Genomic DNA, 21837 nt, shown 5'->3' with positions numbered 1-21837 from the left:
TTATTTGAAACCGCAAATATCAGATTGGAAGTTCCTTATCGGCACAATCAAAAGAATTGGAAACCTACTTTTATTCCTTTTGCGAAGGCGAGAAAAAGGATTGAAACAGACTTCTCGCAGATGTGCGACCAATTTATGATTTGCCGCAACTATGCAAAGGAAACAGTAGGATTGTTTACAAGAATTATCGGTAAAATCAGTGCCTTTACCGCAATGCAATATTTAAATCACATTAATAATAGACCCATTGGAAGAGTCAAGTATGCACTGGCTTAATTCCGCCAACGGGTATTTTCTGTTTATTTATATTGTTTTATTTCTTAAGGGTGTAGATATTTTTTTAGCAGTTGTTTTATTGTTTCGGATAGATTTTTAGTGGCTACTATGGGCAACATCTGTTGGGTAATGGATAGCGAAGTAGGGCAAACATCATTGATACTCTTCACTACTTTAAAGCCAGCCATAAGCAGTTGGTCTTTATCTTCTACACATCCTGCCAATGCCACCACAGGTATTTTGGCTTGTTTTGCCACTTTAAGCACAGCGAAAGGTAATTTTCCACAAAGTGTCTGACTATCTATCTTTCCTTCACCTGTAATAATAAGGTCGGCATCAGCTATATGGTAAGATAGCTTTGCAGCATTAAAAACTACCTCTGCCCCAACCTTTAGCTGCGCATTAAGCGATAATAGTGCATAGCCCAAACCACCTGCCGCTCCAGATCCGCAAGTGTTTGGAGATATAGAAAAGAATGTAGAAAGATGCCGTAGTCCTCTATCTAAAGCAACAATCTCTGTATCATTAGCTCCCTTTTGGTGTGCATAGACATGGGCTGCACCATTAGGTCCGTAAAGAGGGTTGGTAACATCACAGATCACTTCTATAGATATAGCACTTAAGTCGAGCAGGTTACTCCTATCTATAGTACTTATATTTTGCATATTTTCACCTATAGGTATCACCTCTTTCCTATCATTATCGTATATTTTTGCGCCTAAAGCCGTAAGCATTCCTATACCAGCATCATTGGTAGCACTACCGCCTATACCTAATAGTATATGTTTACATCCTTTACCAACAGCATCACAAAGCATTTCACCTACTCCAAAAGTAGTGGTAAACATAGGGTTACGTTCTTCTTTAGAGAGTAATGTTAGCCCTGCTGCAGATGCCATGTCCATAATAGCTGTATTACCATCTTTACTAATAGCATATTTGCATATAATAGGACGCATAAGAGCATCATGCACTTTACATTTTGTCCATGAAGCATTTAAGTAGTATGCTAATATTTCTGTAGTGCCCTCTCCTCCGTCAGCAAGTGGCAGCTTAACTATATTAGCAAAAGGACTTACTTCTTTAATAGCCTTACTTACAGTATTAACTGCATCTTGCGCAGACAATGACCCCTTAAAAGAATCAAAAGCAACAACTATTTTCATAAATACCTCTCTCTATATATATAATAAGGTGAAAGTAATATTTATAATATTATTATAAAAGAAGTGTTAATCCATCGTAAGCAAAATGTACATTGTCTGGTAAACGCTTTTGCGAATCGGCATGAAAGCCTGCCTTATCAGTCATATGTATAAGATAAGTTTGTTCGGCTTTAATAAGCTGACTAAAGGCTATAGCTTCAGGGATAAGCTGATGTGAGTGATGTGGACGCTCCCAGCGTAAACCATTTATAATAAGCGTTTTTACACCTTTTAGCGATGGTATTTCTACTGGATTTATAGTTTTCATATCAGTAATATAAGCTAATGTTCCTATACGATAGGCTAAGATAGGTAGCTTACCATGAATAACCTCAATAGGTTCTATTTCAAAATCGCCTATACTAAACTTCTGATGAGGCTCTATACAATGCAAATTAAGTTTTGGAACTCCAGGATAAAGATGATCAGTAAAACAGTAAGGCATATTATGTCTAAGCCCATCACAGGTGTGCTTGTTAGAATAAATATCAATATCACCAAGAGAACAGAAAGCACGCAGATCATCTATTCCTCCTACATGATCATAGTGAATGTGTGTGAGTAACACTCCATCAATCTTTCGGAAAGGATAAGGTAATATCTGTTGACGAAAATCAGGTCCACAGTCTATAAGTAAGCGTGTATTTTCAGTTTCTATCAAGGCAGAAGTCCTAAGACGTTTATCGTGCGGGTCAGTACTTTTACACACCTCGCAATTGCAACCTATGAAAGGTACACCATTAGAAGTTCCTGTACCTAAAAAGGTTACTTTCATATTAAGTTTCATCTTTTTTCTTTCTTTTATATCAAGAGAGCACTCACTTTATGTTTACCTCAGGATAAATCTCTATTCCAAATTTTTGCTTTACATCTGACTGAATAGTACGATATAACTTTACAATATCAAACCCACTGGCATTCCCCAAATTTACTAAAACTAATGCTTGCTTATCATAAACGCCTGCTTTACCTAAGTGTTTTCCTCTCCAACCACATTGTTCTATCATCCAGCCTGCTGGTATTTTCTCATGTTCTGCATCTATTGTATAATGTGGTATTTCACCAAACTGCTTTACAAGCATTAGATACTTATCTTTAGAAATAATAGGATTCATAAAGAAGCTACCTGCATTACCTGTTTCTTTAGGATCTGGTAGCTTAGCTTTTCTTATTTCTACAATAGTCGTTCTAAGCTCATGTACTGTAGGATCTTTTATTTTCTTTTCATCTAAAGCCTTGCGAATATTTCCATAATCAAGCTTAGGAGAATATTTTTTACTTAACTTATATGTTACTGAAATTATCAAATATTTATTCTTCCATTCGTTTTTAAATTTACTCTGACGATAACTATAAGCACATTCGGCATTAGTTAGTGTTTTTACATCACCAGTAGCTAACTCCACTACTTCTACTGTTTCTATTATATCTTTAACCTCTGCACCATATGCTCCTATGTTTTGTACCGCACTTGCTCCTACCTCTCCGGGTATGAAAGATAAGTTTTCTGCACCATATAGCTCATGATCACAACAATAAGCTACAAAGTCGTCCCATATAAAAGCTGATCCACATTGTATACGTTCTGCATCTATTTGTTTCAAAAAATTAATACCTGAATGAATTACCGTTCCCTCATAATCTTTTGTCAGCAGAAGATTACTTCCCCCACCTATGATTAGTAAAGGCTCATCTACAGAGATTAAAGAGCGAGCTAAGCCTTGTGCTTCCTCAACAGTATTATATTCTATAAACCTTTTACATTGCACATTAATGCCAAAGGTGTTATGTTTTTGCAAGCTATAGTGAGTATAATTTTTCATTAGTTCTGTCAAAAAAAAAGTGAAAGCCTTCTTTAAAAAGCTATTATTTTTACCAATTGCCATTTCTTACCATTATAATGGAAAATAAGATCGGTTTCCAGTCCATTGGCAAGACCCCTGAAAGCAAGTATCTTTTTGTTTCCTGGCTTATATCTCTGACCATATAGAATGTTGTAAATTACATCATTTGGTATTTCTGGCAAAAAAGTATTCCATTCATCTGCAGCAATAGTAGTGTTAATAATATTAGTTTCCTCGCCGTTAGGATCTGCCCCTTTATATGATAATGGATTCTTTATCATACCCTCGCCATTCTTTTTGAAAAAATCCTTAAGAAAGTTTAGAAAGTTAGCATTATAGCTATCTTTAAAGTTTAACTCACGTATTTGATTCATCATCCATTTACCTTCTTGGTGATCAAACCAATATTGTTTTACAGTATTTTCCTTTAAAAATATCTTTTCTACTATTACAGAATCAATATCAGTAGACTGTGCGTATTTAGCCTGATCTTCGTTATCAAAAATAAGAGTATAGTATCCTTGTGAACGAAAAAAACGATCGTTTATCCATCTATTAGCACTTATATGGGTAATTTTTCCAAATTTATTAGCAAATAAAGGAAACTTTATACGATTATGCTGCAATTTCTTATTTGCAATAAAATTAAAAAAGAAATCATCAAACAACTGATCTGCAGCCTTTGGCATAGGAGTTTCTGCAATAACATTTGAAGCAGAATCTTCATCTTCTACAGAATCTGCAGTAATAGAATTATTAACAGTACTATCACTTGGAGTGCTGGTTTTCTTACTTGTACACCCTACTGACATACAAGCTATTGTAGCAAAAAAAACTACTACTAAGATTGTTAAATTTTTCATATTTTCCTTTTTATATTTTTGGACAGTGCAAATTAATAAAGAGTGCTATCTTTGTCCATCATATTAACTATCCTTTTACCGTACAAAAGTACTTATTTAGGTACAAATATGCAAAGAATAGTACAAGTAATACTATAATAGGAAATATTAATTAAGAATATATGCTTATTATATTATATAGGCATGATAATATATCTTACTAAATAAATTTCTTAATTTCAATATAAACTTATTAACTTTGCAAACAAAGAGTAATAAATAAAACATATATAGCTTATGTATCGTACAAAAACTTGTGGTGAGCTTCGTCTTACCGATACAGGTAAAGAGGTAACGCTGTCTGGATGGGTGCAGCGTTCAAGGAAAATGGGTGGTATGACCTTTATTGATTTACGCGATCGCTATGGTATTACACAGTTAGTTTTTAATGAAGCTGATAATGCTGATCTTTGCGAAGAAGCTAATAAGTTAGGGCGTGAATATTGTGTTCAAATAAAGGGTATAGTAAATGAACGCCATAGCAAAAATAATAAGATTGATACAGGAGATATAGAAATTATTGTAAAAGAGCTCAATGTTTTAAGCCCTGCCTTAACTCCACCTTTTACCATAGAAGATAATACAGATGGTGGCGATGAATTGCGTATGAAATATCGCTATTTAGATCTTAGACGTGCAGCTGTACGTAAAAATATAGAGCTTCGCCATAAGATGACTATAATGATACGCAATTTTTTAGATTCTCAAGATTTCATAGAAGTAGAGACACCTATACTTATAGGATCTACGCCTGAAGGAGCACGCGATTTTGTTGTGCCTTCACGTATGAATCCAGGACAGTTTTATGCTTTACCACAAAGTCCGCAAACACTAAAACAGCTATTAATGATTGCAGGGTTTGATAGATACTTTCAGATAGCAAAGTGTTTCCGTGATGAGGACTTACGTGCAGACCGGCAACCAGAATTTACACAGGTTGATTGCGAAATGTCTTTTGTAGATCAGAATGACGTTATTAACATGTTTGAGGAAATGTGCCGTGTTTTATTTAGAGAGATTCGTGGAGTAGAACTTCCTAAATTAGAACAAATGCCTTGGGCAGAAGCCATGAAACGTTTTGGATCAGATAAGCCTGATTTGCGTTTTGGAATGGAATTTGTAGAATTAATAAACGACCTAAAAGGCACAGGTGAGTTTTCTGTATTCAACGAAGCTAATTATATAGGTGGAATTGTTGTACCTGGATGCGCTGGATATAGCCGTAAGCAGCTTAATGAGCTTACTGATTTTGTAAAACGCCCACAGATAGGAGCACAGGGATTAGTTTTTATTAAGTATAATACAGATGGAACAATAAAAAGTTCTATAGACAAGTTTTATACCTTAGATCAGCTTCAGAAGGTAAAGAAAACAACAGGAGCAAATGAAGGGGATCTCGTCTTAATATTATCTGGAGATAAACCAAATAAGGTGCGCACACAGCTTTGTTCTTTACGTTTAGAAATGGGAGATCGTTTAGGACTACGTGATAAAAATGTTTTTAAGTGTTTATGGATAATAGATTTTCCTTTATTCGAATGGAGCGATGAAGAGCAACGTTTAATGGCTACTCATCATCCTTTCACAATGCCAAACCCTGAAGACTTACCTTTACTCGAAGAACACCCAGAACAAGTACGTGCTTTAGCTTATGACTTTGTTTGTAATGGTATTGAAGTAGGAGGAGGGTCTATACGTATTCATGACACACAGCTTCAGGAACGTATGTTTAAACACCTTGGGTTTACTAAAGAAAGAGCTGAAGAGCAGTTCGGATTCTTAATGAATGCCTTCAAATATGGAGCTCCACCTCATGCAGGACTTGCTTTTGGCTTAGATCGTTTTGTTAGTATAATGGCAGGTTTGGATAGTATCCGTGATTGTATAGCATTTCCAAAAAATAATAGTGGTAGAGATGTAATGCTTGATGCACCTTCTACACTTGACAAAACTCAGCTTGACGAGCTTCAAATTAAGTTAAATATAAAATCTTAAATATCTTTGATTTATATCAAAAAATAATAATCTTTTAAAGAATTGACAGAAGACAACAAGCTTTTCTTGTTAATTTTTTCCATTTTTTAATAAGTTAGCTGTATCTTTGTCATCGGTATAAGATTGTTATTTTAATTAGATTTTTACAAGAAAGATGGTAGAAAAAAAAACAAAAACTGCAACGAAAACTACAGCTAAAAAAGCAGTAGCTAAGAAAGCGGAAGTAGAGGTGGCAATTAACGCAGAGAACATTGGTTTCAAAGCAGGTGATGTTTATCAGGCTTTGGCATCAGCTAAAAAAAGTCTTACCGTAAAAGAAATTGCTTCTGTAGCTAAGATTAGTGTAGAGGAAACGCTTCTTGGTTTAGGTTGGTTATTCAAAGAAGGTAAGATAATGGGTGATGGTAAAAAGGTTTTATTAGCTTAATAACATCTCTAAAAGATTTTAAGTTAGATTAATGTATCTAATAAAAGGAGCATATATAAGATATATGCTCCTTTTGTTTTTTATATTATCATTTTTAAAGATTGCATTATTAAGGGGTGCAACTGTGTTTTAGGACTGACCCCCTAAATGGCTTTCTTTATTTCCATCTTTTTCTAATCCTATCGGATATGTAAAACCTGCTTCTATTTGAACAGTTCTCTTTTGAGCAAATGCCATACAAGAAAAGCATAGCATCATAAGTAATGCAAAAAAATCTTCATATTATATTATTTTTTAGAGATTTTCATACCACCCCAAGTTCCATTCATTAGCAGCCTTGCTGCTTTTTGTAAATCTGTATCTAAGATAATTTTTTTAAGACTTTCTTTGTCATCAGATTTAAATAATGCCGCAAACTCTGTCTTTGAGGACTTTAAGTCGTCATTAAGTACAGATAATAGTAGAACATTATCATTTGAGCATGATGAAAATAACAACAATAGTGTTCCACCTAAAATTAGTTTTGCTTTCATAAGCTTATATTCCTTGCTTAGTTTCATAACAACTTTTTTCATCTCACAGTTATATGAAAACAACCTTGATGACGTTCATGCTTAACATAACAACGATTTTTAGAACGAAGATTATTAAGAACTTCTGCAAGCACCCATTTAAGAGTATCGTCTCTTACTGAGCGTGTAATAGCATAATATTTATTATAAGCTATGTCAAAGGTGGTACCATACTGATGACAACTATTCTCAGAAGCATTGCGATTAAAAGACCTAAGCTTTATAACATCTTCTTTAGTACGTAAGACAGATGTTACTAAAATTTTATTTATAGGGATATTTTTTATTTGTAGCGAATCCATAAAACTTCTACCTATATCCTGCAACAATATAGCTGCATCTGGTACTAAATAAGGAATGCTATTATAAAGTTTTTTCACTTCATAGTAAGGATTATATCCTATGAAGACTAATTCTCGCTTGCGATGCTCTGCTTCCGAACGGTTTTCTACAGGTTTAACTCCTTTCTTCTTTGCAGAAGGTAATTGCACGTCATTCATATCAGGGAAACTCGTGTCATAATCGGGCACTCCTATTATATGATGTCTTATTAAAGAGCCATCTGCTTTTAAAAAAAACGGTGGATTTTGATGCCCTATATTAGCACTTACACTTATACCGTTATTATAATAAGTATTATTTGATTTGCTATAATGTTTCTTTGATAAAGATGGAAAAATTAAGCGTATCAATACTAAACCTAAAAAAAAACAAGTAAAACTTATAATAACGCAAGTCTTTATCTTTGCTGATTTTTTCTTCATATTTACAAAGGTAACAAGATTTGATTAAAAGAATATTAAGAATTAAGAAATATTTGCGAGTATAAGGATTTTATAGTAACTTTGCCTTTGTTTCATTAAAGTTTATATTAAGTTTGATAGAGAAGCATATTATTCTTGAGGATATAGATCCTGTTACTTTTTATGGAGTGGGTAATGAGCACCTACTCATGATAAAGTCGCTTTTTCCTAAAATAAGAATTATTGCACGCGATAATATTATTCGTGTTCTTGGAGATGAGGAAGAAATAGCTAAGATAGAAGAAAGTATCGAAAACATTTGTAAACATATAATAAGATATAATACGCTTACATCAGAAGATATCCTTGACATAATAAAAGGCAAGCAGGTTAAATCTGATGCTATTAAAGATGTTATAGTCTATTCTGTAACGGGGCGTCCCATAAAAAGTCGCTCAGCTAATCAGCAAGCTTTAATAGATGCTTTTGAAAATAATGATATGCTCTTTGCCGTAGGTCCTGCAGGAACAGGCAAAACCTATCTAAGCATAGCACTTGCAGTAAAGGCTCTAAAAGAAAAGGCAGTTAAAAAAGTTATCCTTTCTCGTCCTGCAGTAGAAGCTGGAGAGAAGTTAGGGTTTCTTCCAGGTGATATGAAAGAAAAAATAGACCCCTACTTACAGCCTTTATATGATGCTCTAGAAGATATGATCCCAGCTGCTAAGCTTCAGGACATGATAGGTAAACATATTATACAAATAGCACCGCTTGCTTTTATGCGAGGAAGGACATTAAGTGATGCTATCATAATACTTGACGAGGCACAGAATACTACCTCTGCCCAATTAAGAATGTTTCTTACTAGAATGGGGTGGAATTCAAAAATGATCATTACAGGCGACATTACTCAGATCGATTTACCACAAAAACAAAAAAGTGGTCTTTGTGAGGCATTAAATATTCTTGGTGATACAGAAGGTATCAGTGTTATAGAGCTTAATTCTAAAGACATAGTACGCCACAAGCTCGTAACACGCATAGTAAAAGCTTATCAAGCACATGACAAGAAAGAAATAGCAGTAAAACAGAATCCTAATTGATATATAAAAATAATTAATTGCACAGAAATGAAAGCATTAACACAAACCAATTTCAATTTTGATGGACAGAAAAGCGTTTATCATGGTAAAGTTCGTGATGTTTACGACATTGATAACGATCTCATTGTAATGGTGGCAACTGATCGTATATCAGCATTCGATGTGGTGTTACCTAAAGGAATACCATTCAAAGGACAAGTATTAAATCAAATTGCATCAAAATTCCTTGACCAAACAAAGGACATTTGTCCAAATTGGAAGCTTGCAACTCCTGATCCTATGGTTACTGTTGGATTAAAATGTGAAGGTTTTCGTGTAGAAATGATTATCCGCTCCATACTAACAGGATCGGCTTGGAGAGAATATCAAAAAGGCTGCCGTGAAATATGTGGAGTAAAACTCCCTGATGGTATGCGCGAAAACGAACGTTTCCCTGAACCTATAATTACGCCAACAACAAAGGCTGATGAAGGACACGATATGAATATATCACGTGAAGAGATTATAGCTCAAGGTATTGTGTCTGAGGAAGATTATAATATAATAGAAGAGTGGACAAGGAAAATATTTGCTCGTGGTCAAGAAATTGCAGCTAAGCATGGGTTAATATTGGTAGATACTAAATATGAGTTTGGTAAACGTAATGGTCAATGCTATCTTATTGATGAAGTACATACCCCAGATTCGAGTCGTTATTTTTATGCAGAAGGCTATGAGGAAAAATTAAAAAAAGGCGAACCTCAACGACAGTTGTCAAAAGAGTTTGTACGGCAATGGCTTATTGATCATAATTTTATGAACGAGCCAGGTCAAACAATGCCATATATAAGTGACGAATATGCTGAAAGCGTCAGCAATAGATATATTGAGCTATATGAACATATCACTGGCGAACCTTTTAAAAAGCAAGAATATACTGGAGATATTGCAAGGCGCATAGAAGAAAATGTAAAAGATTACTTAGCTAAAAGCAAATAGCAACTTTTAAGTAAAATATAAAAGATCTCATAAGGTCAGTATTTATCTGTACCTTATGGGATTTCTACAATTATAAGTATAGAGGGAAATAATAGTGTATAAGCAAGAAAAAATAAAGCCTTACGGAGGTAATAGTGAAAAATATAAGCTGGTAGAGACAATGTTTGATAACATTGCCCCAACCTATGATAAACTAAATCATCACCTATCATGGGACATAGACAAAAGATGGCGCCGTAAGGCCATAGAGCAACTAATACCATATAATCCACAAAAGATTTTAGATATAGCCACGGGTACTGGCGATTTTGCTATTCTTGCAGCTAAAATGCTCAATCCAATACACCTCATAGGAGCTGACCTCTCTGAAGGTATGATGAATATTGGGCGTGGAAAAGTGGAGAAAGAAGGTCTTTCTAATATTATCTCTTTTCAAAAAGAGGATTGTCTAAATCTTACTTTTAGCGACAATTCTTTTGATGCAGTAACAGCAGCTTTTGGTATTCGCAATTTCCAGAGCTTAGATAAAGGTTTATTAGAGATTTTTCGTGTTTTAAAACCTGGAGGTCATCTAAGTATAGTGGAACTTACTACTCCAATATCTTTCCCTATAAAACAGCTTTTTCACATTTATTCAAACAGCATTTTACCATTATATGGACGTATTATTTCAAAAGATAAAAGTGCTTACGAATATTTAAATAAAACTATAGAAGCCTTCCCACAGGGAGAAGAAATGATGCATATCTTTAAAAAAGCAGGCTTTAATAAGACGTCTTTCAATCGGCTTACCTTTGGTATCTGTACGATGTATTTAGCAGAAAAATAATTCATTTTATATAAGGAAAGTATGGACAAATATGGACTTATAGGTTACCCCTTAGGACACTCATTCTCTATAGGATATTTTAATGAGAAATTTAAAAATGAGGGGATTAACGCAAAGTATATTAATTTCGAAATTCCTACAATAGATAATCTCTATGAAATCTTAGCAACCAATCCTGAACTAAAAGGACTTAATGTTACTATTCCTTATAAAGAACAAGTAATACCTTATATAGACGAATTAAGTCCTGAAGCTAAAGCTATTGGAGCTGTAAATGTAATACGTATAACTCACAAAGGAAATAAAACAATACTAAAAGGATTTAATAGTGATGTGATAGGATTTACACGAAGTATCTCTCCTCTTCTTATGACGCAATGGCATAAAAAAGCTCTCATATTAGGTACAGGAGGAGCAGCCAAAGCTGTTAACTATGGATTAAAATCGTTAGGGTTAGAAACTTTATTTGTATCAAGAACACCTTCTTCAGGTGAAATCTCTTATGATGATGTTACACCTGAATTAATACGTTTCTATAATGTCATTATTAACTGTACCCCACTTGGTATGTATCCGAAAGTGGACACATATCCAAAGCTACCTTATGATGCTATGAACAATAAGACTCTTCTTTACGACTTAATCTATAACCCTGATCATACCTTGTTTATGAAAAAAGGAGCTGAACATGGTGCAACTATAAAAAACGGTTTAGAAATGCTTTTACTTCAAGCCTTTGTCAGTTGGGATTTTTGGAATAGTAAAGAATAAAATATTTACAAAAGATCATTAACACAAATAAAATATATGAGCAATCGTTATATGATGCGTGGTGTAAGTGCCACAAAAGAAGATGTACACAATGCTATAAAGAATATAGATAAAGGTTTATACCCACAGGCCTTTTGTAAAATTATTCCAGATATATTAGGGGGTGATCCAGAGTATTGTAACATCATGCATGCCGATGGCGCTGGAACTAAATCGGCTTTAGCTTACATGTATTGGAAGGAGACAGGTAATATAAACGTATGGAAAGGTATAGCTCAAGATGCCATTGTAATGAATACCGATGACTTATTATGTGTGGGTGCTGTGAATAATATTCTCGTATCATCCACTATAGGACGTAACAAGATGATTGTTCCTGGTGAAGTTATTGCTGCTATAATAAAAGGTACTGACGAGCTTTTAGCAAATATGCGTAAAATGGGTATTGGCATATATCCAACAGGAGGTGAAACGGCTGATGTTGGCGATTTAGTGCGTACTATTATAGTAGACTCCACTGTTACTTGCCGAATGAAACGCTCTGATGTAATAGATAATGCAAATATATGTCCAGGAGATGTTATAATAGGACTTAGCTCTACAGGTAAAGCTACGTATGAAGAAGAATATAACGGAGGTATGGGTAGTAATGGGTTAACAAGTGCGCGACATGATATGTTTAATAAATATCTTGCAAAACATTATCCTGAGAGTTACGATCATTCAGTACCAAAGGAATTAGTGTATAGTGGGAAATATAAGTTATTAGATCCTGTAGAAAACAGCCCTCTTAATGCTGGTATGTTAGTACTCTCTCCTACAAGAACTTATGCTCCTGTAGTAAAGCAAATCTTAGATAAATATCGTAGTGAGATTCATGGAATGGTACATTGTACAGGTGGTGCTCAGACAAAGGTACTCCATTTTGTAAATGATAATTGCAAGATAATAAAAGACAATATGTTCCCTATTCCTCCCCTCTTCAAAGCTATAAAAGAAAGTAGTGGTACAGAATGGAAAGAAATGTATCAAGTCTTTAACATGGGACACAGAATGGAGATATATGTTACCCCTGAAATAGCTGAAAATATTATTTCTATAAGCAAATCATTCAATATTGATGCGCAAATAGTAGGACATATAGAAGAGGGACAAAAGAGTCTTGTTATAAAGTCTGAGTTTGGAGAGTTTGAATATTAAAAGAAATAAATATGACTATAAAAGATGCTATTAAAAAAACTTAGTAGATTTTAAAGAAATTCATAACAGTCATTATAAGCTACTTTAACAGCATATAAGATACATTTTAATTCCTCTAAAGAGGCTTTAATCAGCATTTTTATAGGTTTCCCAACCTCAGACAAGTAAATAAGATACTACTGCACACAAAAAATATTCCTATTGCAGCAGAGAACGAATAATAATAAAAGACAATAACAAAATATATGATAGACAATAATAACATATTAAATAAACTCGATGGCTTAGAAGCAAGGTTTGAAGAAGTATCTACACTAATTACAGACCCTAATGTTATAAATGATCAAGCACGATATGTAAAACTTACACGTGAATATAAAGATTTGGGAGATATTATGGAAGCTCGCAAACGTTATATAGCATGCTTAACTACCATCAAAGAAGCCAAAGATATACTTGCTAATGAAAATGACCCAGACATGAAAGAAATGGCTCGTGAAGAGCTAAGCGATAATGAAATATTACAGCCAAAATTAGAGGAAGAAATAAAGCTATTGCTTGTACCAAAAGATCCTGAAGATGCTAAAAACGTACAAATGGAAGTACGTGCTGGTACAGGTGGAGACGAAGCTGCTCTTTTTGCTGGCGACATATTTAATATGTATAAGCGTTTTTGTGATAAGAAAGGTTGGACTTTATCAGTAACCGATATTAATGAGGGAGCTGTAGGAGGTTTTAAAGAAATAGATTTTGCTATCTCTGGAGAAGGAGTCTATGGTATATTAAAATATGAATCAGGAGTACATAGAGTACAACGTGTCCCTTCTACTGATACACAAGGACGTATGCAAACATCTGCTGCAACAGTAGCAGTCTTACCAGAAGCAGATAAGTTTGAAGTAAATATTAACGAAGGAGATATAAAATGGGATACATTTCGTTCTAGTGGTGCAGGCGGTCAAAATGTAAATAAGGTAGAATCAGGTGTACGTTTGCGTTATCCTTGGAAAAACCCTAACACGGGGGAAATAGAGGAAATATTAATAGAATGTACAGAAACACGTGATCAACCTAAAAACAAAGAGCGCGCACTTTCAAGATTACGCACCTTCATATATGATCGTGAACATCAAAAATATATAAATGATATAGCAAACCGTCGTAAAAGTTTGGTTTCTACTGGTGATCGCTCGGCTAAAATACGTACATATAATTATCCACAAGGACGTGTAACAGATCATCGCATAGGCTTTACCTCTCATGACCTACCTGGCTTTATGAATGGTAATATACAAGAAATGATAGATGCCCTCACTGTAGCAGAAAATGCAGAAAAAATGAAAGAAGCAGATTTATAATAAATATAAATTATCAAAATATTTAAACTTTTATACACATGAATAGAGAACAGCTAATAACTCAGATATTTGAAAAGAAAACTTTCTTATGCGTTGGACTCGATACTGATATTATAAAGATACCTTCTTACCTTAAAAATGAGGAAGATCCTATTTTTGCTTTCAATAAAGCTATCATAGATGCTACTTCGCCTTATTGCGTAGCATACAAACCTAATTTAGCTTTTTATGAAAGTTTAGGAATAAAGGGAATGCTTGCTTTCGAAAAAACTGTAAAATACTTAAAAACATCATATCCACACCATTTTATAATAGCTGATGCTAAACGTGGAGATATTGGTAACACTTCAGAAATGTACGCACGTACATTTTTCAAAGAATATGATGTAGATTCACTTACTATAGCACCATATATGGGTGAAGATTCTATAAAACCTTTCCTGAAATATAAAGAAAAATGGACTATTATTTTGGCTCTTACTTCAAATAAAGGCAGTCTTGATTTTCAATTCTTTGAAAATCAAGACCATGAACGTCTATTTGAAAAAGTACTAAAAAAGACACAACAATGGGGCAGCAACGAAAATATAATGTATGTTGTAGGGGCTACACAAGGTAAAATGTTCAAAGATATCCGAAAAATTGTACCTAACCATTTCTTACTTGTTCCAGGTATAGGAGCACAAGGAGGAGATCTTGCAGAAGTATGTAAATATGGTATGACTAAAGACTGTGGCTTATTAGTAAATTCGTCACGTGGCATTATCTATGCTGATAGTACAGAAAATTATGCTAAAATAGCAGGAGAAAAGGCCTTTCAAATGCAACAAGAAATGGAAAAAGAACTAAATAATATTGTTTGATGTATAAGAAATCAATAATAGGGAATTTTACTAAATTCCCTATTATAAACCTTATCAATATAAAAAGATAATAGAAATTAGTTTTATTATATCTAACAAAATTTTATATCAACAATTATCATTGCACCAACATATGTATTAAGCTTTTTGACAATATCTGTTTTCATCATGGATAAATCAGCTTTTAAAGATGGATTAATAATCTTAACAAATAAAGTCTGATTTTTGATAAATTTTTCTCTAGTATATTTTGCCACTATATCACCTGTTACTACTTCCCAAGCATTTATTAAACGTCGTTGTAAAAGTGGGGTTTCTAATCCTTCATTACGCAATAAAAGATTCAATACTTCGTCTAAAGTCTCTACCTTTCGTCTAAACATACTTTTATATTTCTTTGAATATTACATCTCCACTTTCTACAGAAAATAACTTATACTTAAAATCTCCACCATGTAAGATCTTATCCAAATGTTCACGATTAGTATCTGTAATAAATATCTGACCGAAATCATCACCTGAAACTAAATTAATTATTTGCTTCACACGATTAGAATCTAATTTATCAAAAATATCATCAAGTAATAATAAAGGGGTATTGTGTGATGCTGTGCGACAAAGAAAATCAAACTGAGCTAACTTTAATGATAAAACATAAGTCTTATTTTGCCCCTGACTTCCATAACGTTTTATGGGATAATCTCCTAATAACATTACTAAATCGTCCTTATGTACTCCATGAAGTGAATATCCCATCATTTTATCTTTTTCTCTACTATTTCTAATAATATCAAGCAAATTACCACGCTGACCATGCGACATATAAGTTAAAGAAACCTTTTCATGGTCATTAGAAATACATTTATAAATATTTTGAAATATAGGTTGTAACTCTTCTACAAAAACTGTGCGTTTCTTAAATACATATTCTCCATATTCTGCCATTTGCATTTCTAAGAGTTCTAATAAAGTTTCATCAAGCCCTTCTTCTTGCTTAAGCAAACTATTACGCTGCTGTAAAGCTTTATTATAACGTGTTAGAGCTTCTATATATGCTGCATCATATTGAGAAATAACCACATCCATTAACTTTCTACGTTCTTCACTTCCACCTTCTATTAAAGAAGAATCTGCAGGTGAAATAAAAACAAGTGGTACTAATCCAATGTGTTGAGATAATCGTTTATACTCTTTTTTGTTACGTTTAAAGTGTTTTTTTTGCCCTCTTTTCATTCCACAATAAACCTGCTCCTTATCTCCATGCTCATTAGTATAATTACCTTCTATTACAAAAAAATTAGTTCCATGTTGTATCACTTCAGAATCCTTTGGATTAAAAGCACTTTTACAGAAAGATAAATAGTAAATTGCATCTAGCAAATTAGTTTTTCCTTCACCGTTATGACCTATAAAACAATTCAACTTAGGCGACAACTCTAAAGTTGCTGTTTGAATATTCTTGTAATTAATTATAGAGAGCTTATCTAAACGCATAATAATATAATATATGCAAAGGTAGCCGTTTTTATGGCAACACAGAAAAAAAATATATATATATTTTATTAATTGAGGGAAAATAAGTAATTTTGCGCTAATTATTACACACCAATTATATTGTAAAAACAATAAAGAATTAAATATAAAATGGCAAATCAAAAAGGAAAGAGTACTAATGAAAATACTCTAAACAACTCTAAAGCTACATTTATAAGGTACAAAAAACAAATTATAATACCAATAGTAGCTGTAGTAGTAATCATTGTAGGTTTTGTTCTATACAGAAACTTTGTGTCTGAGCCTCAAGAAATAGAAGCAAGTACAGAGCTAGCTAAATGTCAAACCCTTTTCAATGCTCAACAATACGATCAAGCTTTAAAAGGTTTTTTAAAGATTCAGTCTGATTATAGCAATACTAAAGCTGGCAATCTTTCTAATCTATACATAGCTTTATGTTACGCACATAGTACAAAACCTAATTGGGCAAGCGCTGCAAAATATGCAGAAAATTTTAATACTTCTAATGATCAAATAATTAGTCCTGCTTCACAGATGGCTTTAGGTGATATATATGCTAACAATAACCAAAACGATAAGGCTATAGATAGCTTTAAAAAGGCTGCAAAAATGGCAGATGATCAAGCTGAAGAAAATACGAACAATAGCATAGCCCCATTAGCATTGCGTAAAGCTGGCATTATTCTTGAAAGTGAAGGTAAAAAAGAAGAAGCTACAGACATATATAAAGAAATTAAAAAGAAATATGTTAATTCTCCTATTTATCAAGACATTGATAAGTATATAGAACGTGCATCTAATTAAATTTCATCATGGCAACAGCATTACATCATTTATCTGATTATGATATAGCATCAGTTCCAGATGCAAGTAACATGTGTTTTGGTATAGTCGTTTCTGAATGGAATAATGAAATAACAAGTGCATTGTTGGAAGGCACTGTAAAAACTTTAGAAAAACATGGATGCCTACCTGAAAACATACATGTAAAAACTGTACCTGGAAGTTTTGAGCTTGTTTATGGTGCACAACAAATGACTAAAAACGATGGTTTTGATGCCGTTATTATATTAGGTAGCGTAATTCGTGGAGAAACTCCTCATTTTGATTACATCTGTGAAGGCGTTACGCAAGGTATTTCATATCTCAATGCTACACAAAATATTCCTGTAGTATTTGGACTATTGACAACAGATAATTTACAACAAGCAATAGATCGTAGTGGAGGTGCATTAGGAAACAAAGGCGATGAATGTGCTGTCGTAGCTATAAAGATGTCAAAATTTTAAATTAAAAGAAACTCTCTAAATAATTTCATTAGAACAGTAAAATCTGTGAAGACTTACAGTTCAGCTAAATAGTGGCGCATATTAATTATATTGATATTTTTGATGTTAATATTTTTCGCCACTATTTTTTTTATTTCTATTATTTTGTCTGTTATAATATTTCTAAGCTTAACGAATAAAGTTATTATATATTTAACTTTCCCAAAATATACTTTTCATTTTAATTATCTTAACTTTATCCCCTCACCTATTGCAATATTTATTATTAATATCAACTCTTTTGTATAATATATTGAAAAAAAGGTATGATAAAATTTGATTATATCAATAATAAGAGTTATTTTTGCAGAAAATAGTAATGAATACATAACGTTAATTAACCTACATTATTATGTCAAAGTACAATCTTACAGAAAAAAAAGAGAAACCTGCTGCATATCGTAGCCTTGTTAGTCCAAATTTGATGGATGATCTCAAAGAAAAGATCCTTGAAATAATTCTTATTCAAAAGCGGTATAAGGATAAAAGTTATTCCGCAAAGCAATTAGCAGAAGACTTAGGCACCAACACTCGTTATATTTCAGCTGTAGTGAATGTAAGATTTCACACAAATTATACCTCTTTTGTTAATAAGTTTAGAATCGAAGAAGCTATGACATTATTGGTTGATAAGCGTTATCAGGATTTAAATATGGAAGATATAAGCGATATGGTGGGGTTTTCTAATAGACAATCGTTTTATGCTTCTTTTTATAAATTAAATGGTATAACTCCACGCGATTATAAAATACGTCATTTAAGCCAACACCCTATCGAAGATAATAAATCTAAAAGAAACACAAAGCTAAAAAAAATATAAGGATAAGTGGAAAATAATAAAATAAAAAGTAAGTATAATTTTAATTATATAGATGAGCAGTTTGCTGATATCCAAATACTTCGTTATAAACTAACAGGATTTGATAAATTATCTCTACGCCAAAAGCAATATATATATTGTTTATCACAAGCTACTCTGTATGGAAGAGATATTCTTTTTGATCAATTTGGTAAATACAATTTACGTATTCGTAAAACCTTAGAAGCTATTCTTCTATATTATAAAGGTGCAAGAGATGAAGCCTTTTTTAACATAATAGAATATCTTAAGAAAGTGTGGTTTGCTAACGGTATTTATCACCACTATGGATCTGATAAATTTGAGCCTAACTTTTCTGAAGAATATTTTAGGAAAATCATAATCTCTCTTCCTAAAGAAGTCTTACCATGCTATAATAATGAATCTGTAAACGAGCTTTTAGAAGAAATAATACCCATAATATTTGATCCTAAAATATTACCCAAACGCGTTAATAAAAAAGATGGATGCGACCTCATTAAGAGTTCTGCTTGTAATTATTACGAAGGAGTTTCTCAAAAAGAAGTTGAATTTTTTTATGCAGAAAAAAAAGCTAAAGGGTCAAAAGAGCGGCCTATTTCATACGGCTTAAACTCTTCTCTATGCAAAATAAATGGCAAAATAGTAGAAGACGTTTGGCATATTAATGGGAAGTATAGTAAAGCATTAGAAAAAATTGTATTTTGGTTATATGAATCTTTAAAGTTTACAGAAAACGAACAACAAAAAAAAGTAATTAATTTACTTATAAAATATTACCAAACAGGAGATTTATCTATTTTCGATAAATACTCTATAGAATGGTTAAAGGAAAAAGAAGGACAGATAGATTTTATTAATGGTTTTATAGAAGTATATAGTGATCCTCTTGGATTAAAGGCTTCGTGGGAGGGAATTGTGGAATATAAAGACTTAGAAGCAACTAAACGTGCTAATATTATATCCACAAATGCACAGTGGTTTGAAGACCATTCTCCCATTGATCCACGTTTTCGCAAAGAAACTGTTAAAGGAGTTACTGCAAATGTAGTTAATGCTGCTATGTTAGGAGGTGATGAATATCCGTCTACTGCTATTGGTATTAATCTACCAAATGCCGATTGGATACGCTCTGAATATGGATCTAAAAGTGTTACTATTGGTAATTTAACTCATGCTTATAACATTGCTTCAAAAGGAAATGGTTTTTACGAGGAATTTGTTATTGACAAAGAAACTTATGAGCTAATTAATATGTTTGGATCTAAAACAGATGACTTACATACCGATTTACACGAATGTTTAGGACATGGTAGTGGGAAATTACTACCATCTACAGATCCCAGTTCTCTTAAAAATTATGGGAATACTATTGAAGAAGCTCGTGCGGATCTTTTTGGTTTGTATTATATCGCTGATAAAAAATTATTAGAATTAGGACTTCTTGATAATAAGGATGCTTATAAAGCACATTATTATAGCTACTTAATGAATGGTCTTCTTACTCAACAAGTAAGAATAAAGCCTGGTAAAAAGATAGAAGAAGCACATATGCAAAATAGAGCTTTAATAGCATGGTGGGCTATGGACTTAGGTAAAGAAGAAGAGGTTATAGAATTTATCTCAAAGAACTCAAAGACTTATATTAGAATAAATAATTACACAACACTTAGATCTATCTTTGCAAAACAATTAGCAGAGATACAAAGAATAAAAAGTGAAGGTGATTTTAATGCTGCTCGTACTTTAGTAGAAAAATATGCTATCAACCTCAATAAGAAACAACATGAAGAAGTTTTAAAGAGATATGAACAGCTTAATATTGCACCATATAAAGGTTTTATTAATCCTGTTTTAAGACCTATTCTAAATGAAAACAACAACGTCGTAGATATTATAGCAGATTATTCTGAAACTTATTCAGAACAAATGCTACGCTATTCTAAAGAATACTCAACATTATGAATGTAGATACACAAAATAAAATAAAACAAATAAAACAATCTTTTCGCTTCAGAATGAATGGTGTAACATCACAATCGATGCGAGAAAAAGGAATTTTATATAAATTAAACTGGGGTATTCCTCTACCTGAACTTAAAGAAATAGCTAAAGAATATGGTAAAGACTATAAGCTGGCTATAGAACTTTGGAAAGAAGATATACGCGAATGTATGATCTTAGCAACACTTATTATGCCTCACGAATGTATGGAAGAGGATATAATAGAAGTATGGATGGAACGTGTACATACACAAGAATTAGCAGAGATATTAGCTTTTAATTTGCTACAATACACAAATAAAGCCTTATATCTTGCCTTTCGTTGGATAGCTTCTGGGAAACAAATGTATGAAATTTGTGGATATAATTTACTTTCAGGATTATTCAATAGATGTATAAAAATTGAAAACCGAGAGATAAATGAATATCTTGACCAGGTAAACTCTTCTTTACAAGATAACAATATTATAATAAAGCATGCTGCTTACAACAGCTTAATGAAATTCTGCAATATAAATAATGATTTTGAAGCAATGGCAAAAAGGACAGTTGGCATTCTAAGTGCCAAGCCCTAAAAAATTACTTCGCTCATTTATTTTTATTAAATCGGACTTTTTATATATTTATAATTTTAATAATCATATCAAATAAATAAGTCAAACACAATTAAGCATTTTGCAAGTTCCAAAACGAAGTGCAATAAAAGAGTAGCCCTCGCCGAGAGATGCAGACGTTCTCGAAGCGTAGCGAGAGATTGTCTGCATCTCTCGGCGAGAAAAAAACAACCAGCAATACAAATAAAAAAAAGGGAGACCTCTGTCTCTCCAAGATTAATTAGTCGTCCCTTAAAAACTATATTTCAGCATAAAGTTTGTACTGACAAGCTTTATGCTGATTCTTTTTATAAGGCACAAAAGAGCTCTCATAGCTCTTTTGAAGTTATATGCTGCCGCAGCTAATAATACATTGATAGCATCTCCTTTCACACCTTTATAAAAGTTGCGAGATAATCGGTGGTCTGCTTTAAGATGTCCTATTGTTGGTTCTATACCTGCTCGTTTACAAAATAGTTTGTGTTTCTTTTTCTTT

General features: G+C 32.9%; 23 protein-coding genes and 1 pseudogene. 15 read left to right on the top strand and 9 right to left on the bottom strand.

The annotated features are described in order from the left end of the window. Positions 1-276: pseudogene (locus tag F596_RS11015) on the top strand (IS982 family transposase); the annotation flags it as partial. 44 nt (positions 277-320) lie between these two features. Here the strand turns inward: F596_RS11015 and F596_RS0108520 are convergent. The 4 genes from F596_RS0108520 to F596_RS0108505 are packed head-to-tail and all read right to left on the bottom strand — an operon-like array spanning position 321 to position 4188. Continuing rightward, positions 321-1442, bottom strand: a complete 1122-nt coding sequence (locus F596_RS0108520; RefSeq protein WP_019036617.1) for a glycerate kinase — start codon at positions 1440-1442, stop codon at positions 321-323. A gap of 52 nt (positions 1443-1494) precedes the next feature. Continuing rightward, on the bottom strand, positions 1495-2268 hold the full coding sequence (locus F596_RS0108515) for an MBL fold metallo-hydrolase (RefSeq protein WP_019036616.1): 774 nt from the start codon (positions 2266-2268) through the stop codon (positions 1495-1497). A 31-nt stretch (positions 2269-2299) separates the two neighbouring features. Beyond that, entirely contained in the window at positions 2300-3304 is a 1005-nt protein-coding gene (gene murB, locus F596_RS0108510) for a UDP-N-acetylmuramate dehydrogenase (protein WP_019036615.1), read from the bottom strand. Positions 3305-3336: 32 nt separating this feature from the next. After that, positions 3337-4188, bottom strand: coding sequence for a DUF4348 domain-containing protein (locus F596_RS0108505; RefSeq protein ID WP_019036614.1), 852 nt, complete (start codon positions 4186-4188; stop codon positions 3337-3339). 276 nt (positions 4189-4464) lie between these two features. On the opposite strand from F596_RS0108505, the gene aspS reads away from it, so the two are divergent. Both aspS and F596_RS0108495 read left to right on the top strand, forming a co-directional pair. Further along, positions 4465-6222, top strand: a complete 1758-nt coding sequence (gene aspS / locus F596_RS0108500) for an aspartate--tRNA ligase (RefSeq protein WP_019036613.1) — start codon at positions 4465-4467, stop codon at positions 6220-6222. Between the two features lie 154 nt (positions 6223-6376). Continuing rightward, entirely contained in the window at positions 6377-6649 is a 273-nt protein-coding gene (locus tag F596_RS0108495; RefSeq protein WP_008449439.1) for a winged helix-turn-helix domain-containing protein, read from the top strand. 287 nt (positions 6650-6936) lie between these two features. On the opposite strand, the gene F596_RS0108485 is transcribed toward F596_RS0108495, so the two are convergent. Both F596_RS0108485 and F596_RS0108480 read right to left on the bottom strand, forming a co-directional pair. Further along, on the bottom strand, positions 6937-7209 hold the full coding sequence (locus F596_RS0108485; RefSeq protein ID WP_008449461.1) for a hypothetical protein: 273 nt from the start codon (positions 7207-7209) through the stop codon (positions 6937-6939). A gap of 11 nt (positions 7210-7220) precedes the next feature. After that, positions 7221-7985: a DUF5715 family protein gene (locus tag F596_RS0108480; RefSeq protein ID WP_019036610.1), complete on the bottom strand. Its 765-nt coding sequence runs from the start codon at positions 7983-7985 to the stop codon at positions 7221-7223. Positions 7986-8098: 113 nt separating this feature from the next. Between F596_RS0108480 and F596_RS0108475 the strand changes: the two genes are divergently transcribed. The 7 genes from F596_RS0108475 to pyrF all read left to right on the top strand — a co-directional run bounded on the left by F596_RS0108475 (position 8099) and on the right by pyrF (position 15063). After that, positions 8099-9064, top strand: a complete 966-nt coding sequence (locus F596_RS0108475; RefSeq protein ID WP_019036609.1) for a PhoH family protein — start codon at positions 8099-8101, stop codon at positions 9062-9064. 27 nt (positions 9065-9091) lie between these two features. Then, on the top strand, positions 9092-10042 hold the full coding sequence (locus tag F596_RS0108470) for a phosphoribosylaminoimidazolesuccinocarboxamide synthase (RefSeq protein WP_008449454.1): 951 nt from the start codon (positions 9092-9094) through the stop codon (positions 10040-10042). Between the two features lie 94 nt (positions 10043-10136). After that, entirely contained in the window at positions 10137-10871 is a 735-nt protein-coding gene (ubiE, locus tag F596_RS0108465) for a bifunctional demethylmenaquinone methyltransferase/2-methoxy-6-polyprenyl-1,4-benzoquinol methylase UbiE (RefSeq protein ID WP_019036608.1), read from the top strand. Positions 10872-10892: 21 nt separating this feature from the next. Beyond that, on the top strand, positions 10893-11642 hold the full coding sequence (locus F596_RS0108460; RefSeq protein ID WP_008449414.1) for a shikimate dehydrogenase family protein: 750 nt from the start codon (positions 10893-10895) through the stop codon (positions 11640-11642). Positions 11643-11678: 36 nt separating this feature from the next. Beyond that, the gene (locus tag F596_RS0108455) at positions 11679-12842 is read left to right on the top strand and encodes an AIR synthase related protein (protein WP_019036607.1); all 1164 of its coding nucleotides are present in this window, start codon (positions 11679-11681) and stop codon (positions 12840-12842) included. 245 nt (positions 12843-13087) lie between these two features. Continuing rightward, positions 13088-14200, top strand: coding sequence for a peptide chain release factor 1 (gene prfA, locus F596_RS0108450; protein WP_019036606.1), 1113 nt, complete (start codon positions 13088-13090; stop codon positions 14198-14200). A 38-nt stretch (positions 14201-14238) separates the two neighbouring features. After that, a complete protein-coding gene (gene pyrF, locus F596_RS0108445) occupies positions 14239-15063 on the top strand; it encodes an orotidine-5'-phosphate decarboxylase (RefSeq protein ID WP_019036605.1) in 825 nt (274 codons plus the stop codon). Positions 15064-15155: 92 nt separating this feature from the next. Here the strand turns inward: pyrF and F596_RS0108440 are convergent, their stop codons facing one another. Together F596_RS0108440 and recF are read right to left on the bottom strand one after the other, a co-directional pair. Then, positions 15156-15446 carry a DciA family protein gene (locus F596_RS0108440; protein ID WP_019036604.1) on the bottom strand — a complete coding sequence of 97 codons (291 nt, stop codon included), beginning with the start codon at positions 15444-15446 and terminating at the stop codon, positions 15156-15158. 4 nt (positions 15447-15450) lie between these two features. Beyond that, positions 15451-16557: a DNA replication/repair protein RecF gene (gene recF, locus F596_RS0108435; protein ID WP_019036603.1), complete on the bottom strand. Its 1107-nt coding sequence runs from the start codon at positions 16555-16557 to the stop codon at positions 15451-15453. 150 nt (positions 16558-16707) lie between these two features. Between recF and F596_RS0108430 the strand changes: the two genes are divergently transcribed. From F596_RS0108430 to F596_RS0108410, 5 genes are all read left to right on the top strand, one after another. Further along, a complete protein-coding gene (locus F596_RS0108430; protein WP_019036602.1) occupies positions 16708-17382 on the top strand; it encodes a tetratricopeptide repeat protein in 675 nt (224 codons plus the stop codon). Between the two features lie 8 nt (positions 17383-17390). Next, entirely contained in the window at positions 17391-17867 is a 477-nt protein-coding gene (gene ribH, locus F596_RS0108425; RefSeq protein WP_008449459.1) for a 6,7-dimethyl-8-ribityllumazine synthase, read from the top strand. A gap of 391 nt (positions 17868-18258) precedes the next feature. Next, positions 18259-18726, top strand: a complete 468-nt coding sequence (locus F596_RS0108420) for a helix-turn-helix domain-containing protein (RefSeq protein WP_019036601.1) — start codon at positions 18259-18261, stop codon at positions 18724-18726. A gap of 6 nt (positions 18727-18732) precedes the next feature. After that, the gene (locus F596_RS0108415; RefSeq protein ID WP_019036600.1) at positions 18733-20709 is read left to right on the top strand and encodes a dipeptidyl-peptidase 3 family protein; all 1977 of its coding nucleotides are present in this window, start codon (positions 18733-18735) and stop codon (positions 20707-20709) included. Beyond that, complete coding sequence (locus tag F596_RS0108410; RefSeq protein ID WP_019036599.1) at positions 20706-21323, top strand: DNA alkylation repair protein; 618 nt, start codon at positions 20706-20708, stop codon at positions 21321-21323. The genes F596_RS0108415 and F596_RS0108410 overlap by 4 nt, the downstream gene beginning before the upstream one ends. 270 nt (positions 21324-21593) lie before the next feature. Here F596_RS0108410 and F596_RS0108405 read toward each other — a convergent pair. Continuing rightward, positions 21594-21837, bottom strand: a 244-nt coding sequence (locus F596_RS0108405) for a transposase (RefSeq protein ID WP_019036598.1), incomplete at its 5' end; no start/stop codon positions are given.

Source organism: Prevotella amnii DSM 23384 = JCM 14753 (assembly GCF_000378745.1).
In the GTDB taxonomy this organism is placed as follows: Bacteria; Bacteroidota; Bacteroidia; order Bacteroidales; family Bacteroidaceae; genus Prevotella; species Prevotella amnii.
This window is presented reverse-complemented; position numbering and strand designations above follow the sequence as displayed.

Bases quoted from the DNA above. Each gene is read 5' to 3' on its own strand.
- F596_RS0108455 (WP_019036607.1), top strand. From the start codon at position 11,679: ATGAGCAATCGTTATATGATGCGTGGTGTAAGTGCCACAAAAGAAGAT.
- pyrF (WP_019036605.1), top strand. From the start codon at position 14,239: ATGAATAGAGAACAGCTAATAACTCAGATATTTGAAAAGAAAACTTTC.
- murB (WP_019036615.1), bottom strand. From the start codon at position 3,304: ATGAAAAATTATACTCACTATAGCTTGCAAAAACATAACACCTTTGGC.
- F596_RS0108495 (WP_008449439.1), top strand. From the start codon at position 6,377: ATGGTAGAAAAAAAAACAAAAACTGCAACGAAAACTACAGCTAAAAAA.
- F596_RS0108410 (WP_019036599.1), top strand. From the start codon at position 20,706: ATGAATGTAGATACACAAAATAAAATAAAACAAATAAAACAATCTTTT.
- F596_RS0108460 (WP_008449414.1), top strand. From the start codon at position 10,893: ATGGACAAATATGGACTTATAGGTTACCCCTTAGGACACTCATTCTCT.
- ribH (WP_008449459.1), top strand. From the start codon at position 17,391: ATGGCAACAGCATTACATCATTTATCTGATTATGATATAGCATCAGTT.
- F596_RS0108440 (WP_019036604.1), bottom strand. From the start codon at position 15,446: ATGTTTAGACGAAAGGTAGAGACTTTAGACGAAGTATTGAATCTTTTA.
- F596_RS0108420 (WP_019036601.1), top strand. From the start codon at position 18,259: ATGTCAAAGTACAATCTTACAGAAAAAAAAGAGAAACCTGCTGCATAT.
- F596_RS0108485 (WP_008449461.1), bottom strand. From the start codon at position 7,209: ATGAAACTAAGCAAGGAATATAAGCTTATGAAAGCAAAACTAATTTTA.
- F596_RS0108470 (WP_008449454.1), top strand. From the start codon at position 9,092: ATGAAAGCATTAACACAAACCAATTTCAATTTTGATGGACAGAAAAGC.
- aspS (WP_019036613.1), top strand. From the start codon at position 4,465: ATGTATCGTACAAAAACTTGTGGTGAGCTTCGTCTTACCGATACAGGT.
- F596_RS0108430 (WP_019036602.1), top strand. From the start codon at position 16,708: ATGGCAAATCAAAAAGGAAAGAGTACTAATGAAAATACTCTAAACAAC.
- prfA (WP_019036606.1), top strand. From the start codon at position 13,088: ATGATAGACAATAATAACATATTAAATAAACTCGATGGCTTAGAAGCA.
- F596_RS0108520 (WP_019036617.1), bottom strand. From the start codon at position 1,442: ATGAAAATAGTTGTTGCTTTTGATTCTTTTAAGGGGTCATTGTCTGCG.
- F596_RS0108515 (WP_019036616.1), bottom strand. From the start codon at position 2,268: ATGAAACTTAATATGAAAGTAACCTTTTTAGGTACAGGAACTTCTAAT.
- F596_RS0108480 (WP_019036610.1), bottom strand. From the start codon at position 7,985: ATGAAGAAAAAATCAGCAAAGATAAAGACTTGCGTTATTATAAGTTTT.
- recF (WP_019036603.1), bottom strand. From the start codon at position 16,557: ATGCGTTTAGATAAGCTCTCTATAATTAATTACAAGAATATTCAAACA.
- F596_RS0108505 (WP_019036614.1), bottom strand. From the start codon at position 4,188: ATGAAAAATTTAACAATCTTAGTAGTAGTTTTTTTTGCTACAATAGCT.